We start from the raw sequence: 14,146 nt of genomic DNA, 5'->3' as shown, positions 1-14,146 counted from the left end.
GAAGAATTTATTATTTTTTTAAGAGATTTAGCCGTTTTTTCGGATATTAGAGTTGTATTTTTGACTGTGCATAAAAAAATGCTTTATGGGAATATTAAGAACCCTTTTCATTATAGTTTTAGTATATTATTTCTTAAAAATTTTAGGGAAAGTTTTTGGGCCTATCCTTTTTAAACATGCTGCAAAGAAAATGGAAAAACGTTATAATCAGCGTTATAATGATTACCAACCTGAGACTAATGCAAAAGCAAAGGAAGGGGAAACAGTTATAGATAAACAACCTGAACCCATGCAAAAAAGGTCTAAAGAGAAAGAAAAGGCAGGTGAGTATATTGATTTTGAAGAAATTGATTAACCAAACAACAATTAAATGTATTTAAAAATTAAAAAAATACTTCCTCATTTTATTGTAACCACACTTTTCATAATTATTTCATTAGCGTACTTTCATCCTGTTTTACAAGGCAAAAAAATATTCCAGAATGATATTGCTCAATACATAGGAATGGCTAAAGAACGAAATGATCTAAGAGCAGAAGAAAATAAGGAATCTTATTGGACAAACAGTGCTTTTGGAGGAATGCCAACTTATCAGTTAGGGGCACAATATCCGCATGATTATATTAAAAAAATAGATAGGACCATTCGTTTTTTACCCAGACCTGCTGATTATCTTTTTCTTTATTTCATAGGGTTTTATGTACTTCTTTTAGTTTTAAAGGTCGATTATAAATTGGCTTTTTTGGGAGCGCTGGGTTTTGGGTTTTCTACCTATCTAATTATTATTTTGGGGGTGGGGCATAACGCAAAAGCACATGCCATAGCATATTTTCCAATTGTATTATCAGGGATCTTATTGGCTTTTCAACGAAAATATGTTTATGGGTTTTTATTAACGGCTCTTGCAATGGCATTGGAAATTAGTGCCAACCATTTTCAGATGACATATTATTTGTTATTGTTGGTATTGATTTTAGGGGTTGTTTATCTGATTCAAGCAATTCAACGAAAAGAACTTGTCTCTTTCTTTAAGACTGTAGGGGTATTGGCTTTGGCGGTAATACTTTCTTTGTGGATGAATGCTACAAATTTACTGGCAACACAAGAATATACTAAATGGAGCACAAGAGGAAAGAGCGAACTTATTATAAATCCAGATGGTTCTATCAAAGAAGGTAATTCCGGATTATCAAAAGAGTACATTACCGAATACAGTTATGGGATTGTGGAAACCCTCAACCTATTTGTTCCTCGTCTTTTTGGAGGTTCTAATAATGAAAATTTAGGAAAAACTTCTAAAACATATGAATTTTTGATACAACAAGGAGTTCCTAGGTCTCAAGCAATCGGCTTTGCAGAAAGTTTACCTGCCTATTGGGGGGATCAACCTATTGTGGCTGCCCCGGCTTATGTAGGAGCAGTAGTACTTTTTTTATTTATTCTGAGCTTATTTTTAGTGAAAGGTACTTTAAAAAAATGGTTATTGGGAGGGATCATCCTATCATTATTATTGTCTTGGGGAAAAAACTTGGCCGTACTTACTGATTTTATGATCGATTATTTTCCTTTATACAATAAATTCCGTGCAGTTTCATCTATTCAGGTAGTATTAGAACTATGCATTCCGGTAATGGCTATTTTAGGATTAACAGCATTTTTTAACAAGGAAAGATCTATAGATGAAAAAAAGAATGCTTTAAAATGGACAACAATTATAACTGCAGGTGTTGGAATATTATTGTTTTTTGCCAAAGGAAGTTTCGATTTCGTTGGCAGTAATGATGGTTACTACCGTCAGGTGCTAGGAAATGAAATCGTTGAAATGATAAAACTAGACCGAAAGGCAGTTTATAATCACGACCTATTCAGAACGCTGATTTTTGTTGCTCTATCAGCGGCAGTTTTATGGGGGTTCATAAAAGGAATGCTCAGAAAACAATATACATTGGGTGCTTTTACCTTATTAATTCTTTTTGATATGATAGGTGTTGCACAGCGCTACGTGAACAAAAATGATTTTGTACAGGCAAGACGAATGGAAAAACCTTTTCAGGCAACACCTGTCGATACAGAAATCCTAAAAGATACTACACATTACCGTGTTTATGAACCTTCTCTTAGAATGGCAGGAGGTAGGGCTTCCTATTTTCATAAAGCTATTGGGGGCTATCATGCTGCTAAACCCGGACGTTTTCAAGAATTGTATGATTATCAGATAGCTCAGAATAATGTTGGGGTATTAAATATGTTGAATGTAAAATATATCATCAGGCAGAATGAACAAGGACAAACCTATCCTGCATTGAACCCTTATGCAAATGGGAATGCATGGTTTGTAACTGATAAAAAAACTGTAAATACTGCTGATGAAGAAATAAAAGCTCTAAAGGAACTGGATACAAAAACTGAAATAGTACTGAATAAAAATGATGTTCCGGAAGAAGTGATTTTAAAAGAATATGAAAGGGATACTACAGCTACTATTGAATTGGTCTCATACCATCCTGATGCGCTTATTTATGAATCAGAAACAACACTTCCACAATTGGCTGTTTTTTCAGAGGTACATTATCCAAAAGGATGGCAAGTTTTTATTGATGGTAACCCTATAGAGCACTTTCGTGCTAATTATGTACTTCGGGCAATGGAAATTCCAGAGGGAAAACATACCATTCATTTTAAATTTGATCCTGAAGTGGTAAAAACAGGTAGTGTTATTACGCTGACAGGAAGCATTATTTTTGGAATACTACTTATAGGAGGATTGTACATGCAATGGATAAAAAGGGAAAAAGTACCCGAAGATAAACAAACATAACAGTTTGAAAAAAGTACTGATCATAACATATTATTGGCCACCTGCAGGTGGTCCGGGAGTACAACGGTGGCTGAAATTTGTTAAGTATCTCCCTGAGAGCAATATAAAACCAATAGTTTTTATTCCTGAAAACCCTTCTTACCCTATTGTAGATAAAGCATTACTAGAAGAAATTCCGAAAGAAGTAACTATAATAAAACACCCTATTAAAGAACCATATAAATTCGCGAATATTCTATCAAAGAAGAAAACGAAAAAAATAAGCTCCGGAATTATTGCTTCAAAAAAGCAGTCGACGATAGAAAAAATACTACTATGGATACGGGGAAATTGTTTTATTCCGGATGCACGGATATTATGGGTAAAACCTTCTGAAAAGTTTTTATTAGCTTATATTGAAAAAGAAAGAATTGAGACAGTTATTACAACTGGCCCTCCGCATAGTGTACATTTGATAGGTAAAAAACTAAAAGAAAAAATGGGGATACAATGGATAGCAGACTTTAGGGATCCCTGGACGACAATAGGCTATCATAAAAAACTGAAATTGACCCAAAGAGCTAGAAGAAAACATAAAAAGCTAGAAAAAGGAATTTTAAATGCTGCTGATGATATCATAGTTACCAGTCCCTCAACAAAGCAATTGTTTGAAACAACCACTGATAAACCTATAATTGTAATTACCAATGGTTATGATGCGATACATGATGTTACATTGGTTAAAAAAGATAAAAAATTCACACTTTCCCATATAGGCTCATTATTGACAGAGAGGAACCCTTTAATACTATGGGAAGCATTGTCAGAATTAATCAATGAAAACAAAACATTTAAAAATGATTTTATATTACAGCTCGTAGGGATAGTAGGGAAAGATGTATTAGACACTATTCATCGTTACATTCCAAAGGAAAATACACAGTTATTGGGCTATGTAACCCATAATGAAGTTTTAAAACTGCAAAGTGCCTCTCAGGTATTACTATTGATCGAGATAGATAGTGAAGAAACTGCATGCATAATCCCGGGAAAACTATTTGAATATTTATATGCAAAACGCCCTATTGTAGCTATTGGCCCTAAAAATTGGGATGTAGTCTCTATTTTAGAAGAAACAAAAGGTGGTAAGGCATATACTTATGATGAGAAAAGACAATTAAAAGAAAAGTTACTAGCTTTATATAATGCGTATAGATCAGGCAATTTACAAGTTGATTCGAGTGAGTTAGAAAGATATAGTCGTAAGGCTTTGACCAAGAAGCTGGTATCTGTTATTAAATAAGTATATCAATGGGGATTGTTGTAAATCAGTCATTTAAAAATACTATTACTACCTATTTAGGGTTTGCTTTTGGAGCTATAAACACATTGTTGTTATATCCTTTTTTTCTAACAGATGAATATTATGGATTGTTAGGTTATTTACTTTCTACATCCAACATATTGATGCCCCTTATGGCATTTGGAGTGCATAACACTTTGATAAAATACTATTCTTCTTATACAACGCCAAAGGAACAACAACGGTTTACTACGATGATGTTTGTGTTGCCTTTATTGATCATTATTCCCATAGGCATTATCGGGACAATGGCTTATGAGAATATAGTGGCATTCCTTTCAAAAGAGAACACAATTGTTACAGATTATGTATGGATGATATATGTAGTAGCTATTGCAATGGCGTATTTTGAAGTGTTCTTTGCATGGGCAAAAGTGCATATGCGATCGGTATATGGAAATTTTTTAAAAGAAGTTTTCCACCGTGTAGCTTCTATGGTTTTAATTTTTCTGATTTTCTTGAAATGGATTACGGTTCAAGAGTTTATACTATTATCAGTGTTTATGTATATCGCACGAATGCTTTTAATGCTATTTAGTGCTGTACGGATAAAACTACCAAAATTTCAAAATAGCCTTCCAATTAATTATAAAAGTGTGCTTGGCTACTCTGCACTTATCATTTTAGCGGGATCTATTGCTATTGTATTATTAGATATTGATAAATTCATGATAGGGCAATATATCGCTATTGAAAATGTGGCCTTCTATAACGTTGCTGTTTTTATTGCAGTGGTAATTACAGTTCCAGCTCGTGCCATGCATCAAATAACCTACCCTTTAACGGCCAAACTGATTAATGAACATAATAGTGTAGCACTTCAAGATTTATATAAAAGGAGCTCACTTAACTTATATGTTATCGGGGGAGGGATTTTTCTGTTGATTGTACTCAACAGCAATGAACTGTATAACTTATTGCCTGCTCAATATAATGATGCGGTTTTAGTGGTATTTATTATTTCAATAGCTAAGCTCACAGACATGCTTTTGGGAAATAACAATTCCATTTTATTCAATTCAAAGTACTACAAAATGATATTGTTATTTGGTTTGCTACTTGCCGGAATTACCATTGTATTCAATATGATTTTTATTCCCCGATGGGGAATTAATGGGGCAGCCATAGCCACTTTAATTGGATTTTTAACATACAACACCCTGAAAATACTATATGTATATATAAAGTTTAATATGCACCCGTTTACTAGGGAAACATTAAAAACTACAGCAGTTATAATAGGTTTTGTTTTGCTTTTTTTCTTTTGGGATTTTTCTTTTCACCCCATCGTAAACATAACTTTAAAATCGGGGATTATAGCTATTGGATATATGATGGCCATTTACAGGATCTCTCTTTCAAAAGACATAGTAGCTATTATCAATAAATATATAAAACGCTGATTTAACAGCACTGATCGTCTTTTACCAGTCGGCAACTGGCCACAGCTAATACTGCTCCTATAATCGGAGCTGTGAGATAAAGCCATAACGGCTGCCAGTATCCGGAGATAAGAGCAGGTCCTAGTGAACGCGCAGGGTTCATAGAGGCCTTGGTAATAGGCCCTGCAAACATGGCTTCTAATAAAATAACACCTCCTATGGCAATCCCTGCAATGACCCCTATTTCTTTAGCACCGGTAGATACATTAATAATGACGACCATAAGAAAAAAAGTAAGCAATAGCTCCAGAGTAAAAGCACGGTACACATCTACGGAAGGAATAGTAGCTCCATAAGTTTTAGCCTCTGGAAATAAAAAAAGCAAAATACTGCTGGCAGTGATAGCTCCCAAACATTGGACAAAAATATATTTTGGCACTTCTTTCCATGAAAACTTCTTTGCAAAAGCAAAAGCAATTGTAACGGCAGGGTTGAAATGAGCCCCTGAAATATCACCAAACGCATAAATCATTCCCATAACAATAAGCCCCCATGTAACAGCAATACCAACATGGGTAACTTCACCCCCGGTAATTTCATTAATGGTCATAGCTCCTGTTCCACAAAATACCATGGAAAATGTACCTATAAATTCTGCAATGTAATTTTTCATCAGTCCAAAAATAAAACAAATAAATTTTTAAATGTCATGTATTTATTAACGATGCGTTACAAAGTAATAAAGCAACACTTTATCCACTTAATACTATAACGAGAACACATTCTCTTTAAGTTTGGTGTCATATGAAACATTTAATACTTTTCATACTTGGATTTGTTGTTGTAATCTCGTCAGCACAAATAGTTGTAACAGAGAAGTTTATTTTACCAACAACGATAGAGGAAACCTCTGGGCTTATCTTTTATAATGGAAAATTGATTACTCACAATGACTCCGGGAATACCCCTCAATTATTTGAAATAGACACGTTGTCAAATACAATAACGAGAACAATAACAGTCACAAATGCCAATAATATTGATTGGGAAGACATTACACAGGACGACAATTACATATACATAGGCGATATAGGCAATAACAATGGTTCTCGAACGGATTTAAAAATATACCGGATAGATAAATTACAATATGATACAAATATCTCTGTTACTGCTGAAATTATTGCTTTTAGCTATGAAGATCAGATAGACTTTACTCCATTGCCCAATGCAAATAATTGGGATGCTGAGGCTTTGTTTAGCTATAATGGCAAGCTTTATGTTTGTACAAAAGAATGGGTTAGTGAACAAACAACTGCTTATGAAATACCTATAGCCCCTGGAGCACATACGGCCATTAATAAAGGAGTATATGATGTGCAAGGATTAATTACCGGTGCTACATATAGCCCTGACACAGGGATGCTGTACTTGTGTGGCTATAGTAACCTTTTACAACCTTTTATAACATCAAGTTCAGGCATATCAGAAGAAAATATATTTGTAGGGTCACAAGTAAAAATAGCGTTAAGTTCGCTTGGTTTCTCACAAATAGAAGGAATTACATGCGTAAGTTCGAACCGTTATTTTCTGTCTAGTGAAAAAAACACACAGGTTTTTGTTTTAGACCCTAAAATTTATGCATTCAATACCAATGATGAAGTATTAGACATATCTTTCACTGAAACTCCAGGAATGCCGATAACATATCCTAATCCGGTAAGCGACATACTATATATTAAGTTTCCCAATACAATTACATTCTCATCTTATTCTATTTATAACATGTCAGGAAGCCTTGTGAAAGATGAAGTTATAACAGTATCAAGAACTCAAATTGATTTTTCAGGGCTACAAAGTGGTATCTATTTCATGTATTTTCATCATGAAAGAAGCTATTCAAGTTTGACCATTATTAAAAAATAATCGAGAAAGATTTAATTTTTTGTTAACAGCTTCCCAAGATGTTAATAGCTATTTTTAGCATTCAAAAAATATAAAATTATTAACCGACATGAAAAAATTATTTTTAGGGGCATTATTGATTGCTTCTTATGCAGTACATGCACAAATTACAACACCACAACCTAGTCCTACTGCTAAACTGGAACAAACAATTGGTTTGACCGATGTTACTTTAGAATACTCGAGACCCTCTATGAGAGGTAGAACTATTTTTGGTGATTTGATACCCTATGGAAAAGTATGGCGTACAGGGGCCAATGCAAATACTAAAATTACATTTAGTGATGATGTAATGATAGGTGGGAACGCCCTTAAAAAAGGAACGTATGCTATTTATACAAAACCCGGAGCAGAGGCATGGGAAGTGATATTTTATTCAGATGCCAGTAACTGGGGAACTCCACGTAATTGGGACGATAGTAAAGTAGTTGCTTCCGTTCAGGCAACTGTTGAGCCAATTCCATTCAATGTAGAAACTTTTGCAATGGATTTTGGAAATTTCACTAATAATGGAGCTGACCTTGAAATCATATGGGAAAAAACATATGTAAAAGTGCCTATTGAAGTACCTACGAAAGAGAAGGCCATGGCGAGTATAGAACGTACAATGAATGGGCCATCTGCTAATGATTATTTTTCTGCAGCAGTATTTTATTTACAAGAAGGACAGGATTTAAACAAGGCAAAAGAGTGGATAGACAAAGCAGTGTCAATGAATAAAGAAGCATTCTGGATGCAACGGCAGCAGTCGCTCATATATGCAAAATTAGGCGATAAAAAGGGTGCTATTGAAGCTGCTAAAAAATCTTTAAAGCTAGCGGAGAAAGCAGGAAATGCTGATTATGTGAAACTTAATAAAGATTCACTTAAAGAATGGGGCGCACTTTAAAAGCAAATAAAAGAATATTATAAAAAAGCCTGTTTTTTTTACAGGCTTTTTTATTGAACTATTCTGAACTCAGAGTGTTCTTTATTTGTATAAAACTTTGAAAAATAATAGCGAGTGCAATGACCAAAACACAACCGATAAAATTAAGCCATAAATATCCTATAACTTCCTCTACATATATGTACTGGTAATAAATGTAGAAGATGATTAACTGGGTAATAATTGCGGCCCAAAAAACAGCAGTACCCCTTATAAATTTTAAGAAGAATGCCAATAAAAAAATACCCAGTACATTCCCATAAAAAATAGAACCTATAATATTTACAAACTGGATAAGGTTATCCAGTAATGATGCAATACTTGCAAATATGATAGCAATAATGCCCCACAACAAAGTGAACCATTTAGATGCGTTTAGGTAATGTTTGTCATTCCGCTCATTTTTGTGTCCTCTTTTATATAAATCGATAACAGTTGTGGTCCCTAAAGCATTCAGTTCAGAAGCGGTAGAAGACATGGCAGCAGATAAAATAACAGCAAGTAGCAACCCAACTAACCCCTTTGGGAGATTATTCAAGATAAAATGTATAAAGACATAATCTTTGTCATTTGTTTCTACAATAGGATTGGCTTTTTTAATAATTTCTTTCGCCTTGATCCTGTTTTCCTTTTCTTTAGTATTGATAGAAGCGATATTGTTTTTTGCAACCATAATGGCATCATACTCTTTTAAATCAATAGCTGCCGAAAATTTATCCTGTGCAATCTTTTTTTCAATTTCAAGTAGTTGATGATCTTTCTCTAGCGCATTGTATTCATCGGCATATGAAGAGTTAAGAACTTCTTGTGTCGCTGCGGGATTGAAATGAAGTGGAGATGCATTGTATTGATAAAAAACGAAAACCATCACTCCGATGAGAAGGATGAAAAATTGCATGGGGATTTTCAGAAGACCATTAAAGATGAGTCCTAATTGGCTTTCTCTAATAGATTTCCCTGAAAGATATCGCTGTACTTGACTCTGATCCGTGCCAAAATAGGATAGTGCCAAGAAAAAACCACCGGTGATACCGCTCCAAAAGGTATATCGACTTTTGGTATCAAATGAAAAATCGAGAATATTTAATTTTTCATTAGCTCCGGCTATTTTTAGTGCTTTGTTGAATGTTATATCATCAGGCAGGTAACTTAATATCAGGAAGAAGGTAATGATCATTCCTCCCATAATCACAAACATTTGCTGTTTTTGTGTAGTGCTAACAGCTTTGGTACCGCCGGTAACGGTATAAATAATAACTAAAACCCCAATAATGATATTGAGTGTTTTTAGATTCCATCCTAAAACGGCTGAAAGAATTATTGCAGGTGCATATATAGTAATTCCTGCGGCTAATCCCCTTTGTATTAAAAAAAGAATGGCTGTTAAAGTCCTTGTTTTTAAGTTGAATCTTTTTTCTAAAAATTCATATGCCGTATAAACTTTAAGGTTGTGATAGATAGGAATAAAAATCAAGCAAATAACAACCATGGCCAATGGCAACCCAAAATAAAACTGTACAAAACCCATTCCATCATGAAAAGCCTGTCCTGGGGTAGACAAAAAAGTAATGGCACTAGCCTGTGTAGCCATTACAGATAAACCAATAGTCCACCATTTAGCCTCATTATTTCCTAAGATATAGTCTTTAACATCTTTACTCCCCTTGGTTTTCCACACACCATAAACGACAATGAAGAACAATGCAGAAGAAAGAACAATCCAATCTATTATTTCCATTTGCTAGCGATAATTAATCATGATAAAATAAAAAAGGAGGATATATATGGCATTTGCTACAAGTACCCAAGTATACGATTGTTTCCATTTAAGCTTACCTAACATGTTTTTATCCTTTAATACGTTCTTTTTTTTCAACACTCTCTTTGCCTACAGAAAGCATATTAGCAAAGAGTTTATATGCACCGGGCACACCTAAAGGTAACTCCCTAAAAAAGCTGAGCCCTGTGTATATATAATGACCTTTGCCATATGGAGCTACTAATAAACTCCCATCTTTTGGAGATTCTCCTTTATCATTCATCGATAGAATGGGCGTGAATTCTTTCCCCCATTTATTTGGAAAATACAGCCCTCTTTCTTGTTTCCATCCATCAAAATCAGTACGCTTTATTTTATTTGGAAAGTTTAACACTGTATGATTTTTTGCTAAAAAACGTACAGGGGCATTTTCATCTGTTACCCTATCCCTTGAAACATTTAATTCATACGGAGCCAAGTTGTCAAAATTAAGACCTCTTCTTCCACTGGTATTGTACTGAACTATTAAATTGCCACCATTATTTACATAATCCAACAAAAATTGCTGTTTGTATTTTAATGCACTTATAACATTATAGGCACGTATGCCAACTACAATGGCATCATACTTGTCTAGCGAACCAGCTTCTATATTCTCTGGATCAATGGTCATTACATTATAACCTATTTGTTTCAAACTTTCAGGAACATTATCGCCTGCTCCAACAATGTAACCAATATTTTCTCCGACTTTTTGAATGTTTAGCCGAACTACTTTTGCTTTTGATGGTAATAAAACGGTTTGCTTTGGAATATGGTCATAATTTATTTCTATAAGTTCATCTGTATAGGAATGTCCATTGATTACTACTTTTGGGTATAGAAAGCCTTCACTTTCCACATTTTGTGGAGGTGTAACGGTAAAAATAACCGTTTTTTCTTCTCCTCTTTGAGCAATAGAAAAATCAATTTTATCAGGGGTTACAGTCCAACCTTTAGGGTGTTTTAATGAGACACTTCCGATTATTTCAGATTTTCCAGCACGTACTTTTACAGGTATTTTCTTAGAGCTTCGTGTATTAAAAATAGTTACTTTGTCCTCTATTTTGCTAGTGACTTCCGGAAGTATTTCAAATGGTTGGTAAATTTCCCCTTTTGCCCGATCGGTGTATTTATAAACAACATCTTTTAAGAAAGTAATTTCTACATCATTAATAAACATATTGAATTGTACTTTTACGAGTCTGGGTGTTTCAGGATTTCCAATAAGGGTGGCATTATTCACCTTGTACATACCCAATGTAGCCCCTCCATTTAACCAATAGGGAGTTGTGTAGGTTGCATCATTGGGAATAGTCATAGTAGTATTAAAACGGCTTACAATATTATTTTCTAAAGCGATGTTTTTAGCTTCTATGGACTTTCCCGGAATTGTTGCGATGCTTTTTAAAGAAATTGAAACATTACTTCTGTTTATGGCCTCTACTGCTATAACCGCTTCTTCTCCGGGAGTAGCTGAGGAAGCATTAGCAACTGCTTCCAGATATAATCCGGAACAAGCAGCAATAATAGTTTTTATCTCTTCTGATTTTATTTTTTTCCAGTGCTCATCTTCTATGTTCTCAATTAGCTGATAAGCTTTCATTAATTTTGGGATATGTGCAGAAGGATTTTTAAAATTGAAATTTTGTTCTATATCATAAAGAATAGCACCGATTTTTTCACCTCCTTTAATACGAGACCAAGTAGTATTGACCCCATCAAAAGGATTTGATTTATCTGCAGGCAAAGCTCCTCTCAAAAGCTCCAGATATTCTATTTCACGACCTCTTACTCCTGAACTTCCAAAACCTTGTGAGCTATGCTGGCTCCTACTCAGAGCAGCAATCTCATTATTACTTTTACCGGTGGAAGGATAAAAAGTACCTATATCCATATTCAATAGGTTGGTTTTGTCAGCTTTTTCAAAATTTTCCTGACTTCCATAGAACCACCAAGAAGTATTGAAAAATAATCGGGATGGTTGCCATACATCGGTAAATTTAAGTTGTTCCGGATAAATATTCACATTATTTGTTAAATCAAAGGCTTCTACACTGAGCATGGCAGAAGAAGTATGGTGCCCATGTGTGGTTCCAGGGGAGCGATGATTGAAACGATTGATAATAATATCAGGTTTGAAGTTTCGGATAACCCATACAACATCGTGCAAAACCGCTTCTTTATCCCAAATGGTCAATGTTTCATTCGGATGTTTGGAATAGCCAAAATCATTTGCCCGGGTAAAAAACTGTTGGCTCCCATCGAGGCGCCTAGCAGCTAATAGTTCTTGCGTTCTAATTACTCCGAGAAGTTCTCTTAATTCAGGCCCAATAAGGTTTTGCCCTCCATCCCCTCTCGTAATGGAAAGGTAAGCAGTTCGGGCTTTTACATCATTGGAAAGATAGGAAATGAGGCGTGTATTTTCATCATCAGGATGGGCAGCAATATATAATGCAGAGCCTATAAAATTAAGTTTTTTGACAGCCTCATAAATTTCTGATGCACTTAATTTTTGAGGTTGTTGTGCTTGTACTTTAAAAAAAGAAAATGAAAATAGTACAAGCAGTAAAAACGTTCGCATAATGTTGGGTTTGAATAATATGTTGCCCAAATATAATTAAGATAGGGTACTAACAACTTGTTTTTATAGATTCTTTAACAAGCTGAAGTTTTAATTTTTTATAAAGTATCAGATCCATCATCTTCATGAGGCTTCTCTATGACTGCAACACCTTTTTGGAGCAGTAGGTTGTTAGGATAGGTAATAAGTTCACCATTGTCTGTACGGAGGTGGATGTGAAAAGCCCTTATGTCTTCAATGATCGCTTCTTCCATAAAGTCTTTATCCTGGATTCGTATCCGGTCACCAATTTTAAAGGGAAAAGAGAAAAATAAAATAATCCCAGAAGTGATATTGCTCAATATGGACCACTGTGCAAATAAAGCCACACCAATAATGGCAAAAACGGATGATAACAGCACCCCTAACTGTTCGTAGTCAACACTCCATATAACACTTCCTGCAATAGCAGCAGTAATAAGTATGGTAATATTGACATATTTTATAATGAGCCGGGTACGTACCTCATTTAAATCACTTATTTTGCCTACACGCTTTATAGTATTTGTGGATATAAACTTAAATAAAAGCAGTATGCCCAAAGTGATAAGGCTTTTTATTATTTCATCGTAGTGGGTTATAAAAAAATCTTTCATACGTAATACAGTATAGGTGCTATTTTAATACATTTTTATGTAAACTCCAAGAATGTTTGATAAACCATATCAGTAGGCAATCCCATTACATTAAAATAGGAGCCTTCTATTTTTGTAATACCTATAAGACCTATCCACTCTTGAATACCATAAGCACCAGCTTTATCATATGGCTGATAGGTATTAATATAATGTTTTATTTCTTCATCGCTCAAATCCTTAAACCAGACTTTTGTTGTTGAATGTATGGTTTTTTGTTTTACGCAATTTGTAAAACACACGGCTGTAATCACTTCATGGGAATTGTTTGAGAGTGATTTAATCATCTCATAAGCCTGCTCAACATTTGTAGGTTTTCCCAAAGCTTGTTCATTATACCATACAATAGTATCGGAAGTAACGAGCAGCTCATTTTTCCCCAATTCTTTTTTGAAAGCCCTTGCTTTTAATTTGGCAAGATAAACAGCAATATCAGTATGTTTAAGGTTGTCCGGATACTGTTCTTCAACAGGTTTTAATTTTACCTCAAAATCGATTCCTAAATCTTTAAAAAACTGCTGTCTTCTCGGTGAACCGGAAGCTAATATAATACTCAGGTGTTTTAATTTTTCTGCAAGCAAAATTGTTTAGAAGTTTAAAGTTAAAAAGTGTTATTCCTTATGGAACCAAAAATACGATTCTAAGTCTGCTCAAT

At 34.4% G+C, this 14,146-nt stretch carries 11 protein-coding genes; 6 read left to right on the top strand and 5 right to left on the bottom strand.

Translation table 11 applies throughout. The annotated features are described in order from the left end of the window. The first annotated feature begins 85 nt into the window (after window positions 1–85). The 4 genes from WBG21_RS01360 to WBG21_RS01345 are packed head-to-tail and all read left to right on the top strand — an operon-like array spanning window position 86 to window position 5,563. Window positions 86–355: a DUF4834 family protein gene (locus tag WBG21_RS01360; RefSeq protein ID WP_340074019.1), complete on the top strand. Its 270-nt coding sequence runs from the start codon at window positions 86–88 to the stop codon at window positions 353–355. A gap of 15 nt (window positions 356–370) precedes the next feature. Continuing rightward, window positions 371–2,818, top strand: coding sequence for a YfhO family protein (locus WBG21_RS01355; RefSeq protein ID WP_340074017.1), 2,448 nt, complete (start codon window positions 371–373; stop codon window positions 2,816–2,818). 4 nt (window positions 2,819–2,822) lie between these two features. Continuing rightward, entirely contained in the window at window positions 2,823–4,100 is a 1,278-nt protein-coding gene (locus tag WBG21_RS01350) for a glycosyltransferase family 4 protein (RefSeq protein ID WP_340074015.1), read from the top strand. Between the two features lie 8 nt (window positions 4,101–4,108). Then, window positions 4,109–5,563: a lipopolysaccharide biosynthesis protein gene (locus WBG21_RS01345; protein WP_340074013.1), complete on the top strand. Its 1,455-nt coding sequence runs from the start codon at window positions 4,109–4,111 to the stop codon at window positions 5,561–5,563. Window position 5,564: 1 nt separating this feature from the next. Here the strand turns inward: WBG21_RS01345 and WBG21_RS01340 are convergent, their stop codons facing one another. Next, the gene (locus WBG21_RS01340; protein ID WP_340074012.1) at window positions 5,565–6,215 is read right to left on the bottom strand and encodes an MIP family channel protein; all 651 of its coding nucleotides are present in this window, start codon (window positions 6,213–6,215) and stop codon (window positions 5,565–5,567) included. Window positions 6,216–6,346: 131 nt separating this feature from the next. Between WBG21_RS01340 and WBG21_RS01335 the strand changes: the two genes are divergently transcribed. Further along, window positions 6,347–7,468, top strand: coding sequence for a T9SS type A sorting domain-containing protein (locus tag WBG21_RS01335; RefSeq protein WP_340074010.1), 1,122 nt, complete (start codon window positions 6,347–6,349; stop codon window positions 7,466–7,468). Between the two features lie 88 nt (window positions 7,469–7,556). Further along, the gene (locus WBG21_RS01330; RefSeq protein ID WP_340074008.1) at window positions 7,557–8,396 is read left to right on the top strand and encodes a DUF2911 domain-containing protein; all 840 of its coding nucleotides are present in this window, start codon (window positions 7,557–7,559) and stop codon (window positions 8,394–8,396) included. A 58-nt stretch (window positions 8,397–8,454) separates the two neighbouring features. Here WBG21_RS01330 and WBG21_RS01325 read toward each other — a convergent pair whose 3' ends face one another. The 4 genes from WBG21_RS01325 to WBG21_RS01310 all read right to left on the bottom strand — a co-directional run bounded on the left by WBG21_RS01325 (window position 8,455) and on the right by WBG21_RS01310 (window position 14,072). Beyond that, window positions 8,455–10,173: a sodium:solute symporter family protein gene (locus tag WBG21_RS01325; protein WP_340074006.1), complete on the bottom strand. Its 1,719-nt coding sequence runs from the start codon at window positions 10,171–10,173 to the stop codon at window positions 8,455–8,457. A gap of 109 nt (window positions 10,174–10,282) precedes the next feature. After that, a complete protein-coding gene (locus WBG21_RS01320; protein WP_340074004.1) occupies window positions 10,283–12,817 on the bottom strand; it encodes a PIG-L family deacetylase in 2,535 nt (844 codons plus the stop codon). Window positions 12,818–12,915: 98 nt separating this feature from the next. Beyond that, complete coding sequence (locus WBG21_RS01315; RefSeq protein WP_340074002.1) at window positions 12,916–13,452, bottom strand: mechanosensitive ion channel domain-containing protein; 537 nt, start codon at window positions 13,450–13,452, stop codon at window positions 12,916–12,918. A 35-nt stretch (window positions 13,453–13,487) separates the two neighbouring features. Continuing rightward, window positions 13,488–14,072, bottom strand: coding sequence for a Maf-like protein (locus WBG21_RS01310; RefSeq protein WP_340074000.1), 585 nt, complete (start codon window positions 14,070–14,072; stop codon window positions 13,488–13,490). Between the last annotated feature and the right edge of the window lie 74 nt (window positions 14,073–14,146).

This window comes from Leptobacterium meishanense, from assembly GCF_037645805.1.
In the GTDB taxonomy this organism is placed as follows: Bacteria; Bacteroidota; Bacteroidia; order Flavobacteriales; family Flavobacteriaceae; genus Leptobacterium_A; species Leptobacterium_A meishanense.
Note: the sequence above shows the minus strand (reverse complement) of the source record. Positions and strands in the feature narration are given on the sequence as shown.

What these genes read in the sequence shown, in the direction of transcription:
- WBG21_RS01360 (WP_340074019.1), top strand. Translation starts at nt 86, where the DNA reads ATGGGAATATTAAGAACCCTTTTCATTATAGTTTTAGTATATTATTTC.
- WBG21_RS01355 (WP_340074017.1), top strand. Translation starts at nt 371, where the DNA reads ATGTATTTAAAAATTAAAAAAATACTTCCTCATTTTATTGTAACCACA.
- WBG21_RS01345 (WP_340074013.1), top strand. Translation starts at nt 4,109, where the DNA reads ATGGGGATTGTTGTAAATCAGTCATTTAAAAATACTATTACTACCTAT.
- WBG21_RS01340 (WP_340074012.1), bottom strand. Translation starts at nt 6,215, where the DNA reads ATGAAAAATTACATTGCAGAATTTATAGGTACATTTTCCATGGTATTT.
- WBG21_RS01335 (WP_340074010.1), top strand. Translation starts at nt 6,347, where the DNA reads ATGAAACATTTAATACTTTTCATACTTGGATTTGTTGTTGTAATCTCG.
- WBG21_RS01330 (WP_340074008.1), top strand. Translation starts at nt 7,557, where the DNA reads ATGAAAAAATTATTTTTAGGGGCATTATTGATTGCTTCTTATGCAGTA.
- WBG21_RS01325 (WP_340074006.1), bottom strand. Translation starts at nt 10,173, where the DNA reads ATGGAAATAATAGATTGGATTGTTCTTTCTTCTGCATTGTTCTTCATT.
- WBG21_RS01320 (WP_340074004.1), bottom strand. Translation starts at nt 12,817, where the DNA reads ATGCGAACGTTTTTACTGCTTGTACTATTTTCATTTTCTTTTTTTAAA.
- WBG21_RS01315 (WP_340074002.1), bottom strand. Translation starts at nt 13,452, where the DNA reads ATGAAAGATTTTTTTATAACCCACTACGATGAAATAATAAAAAGCCTT.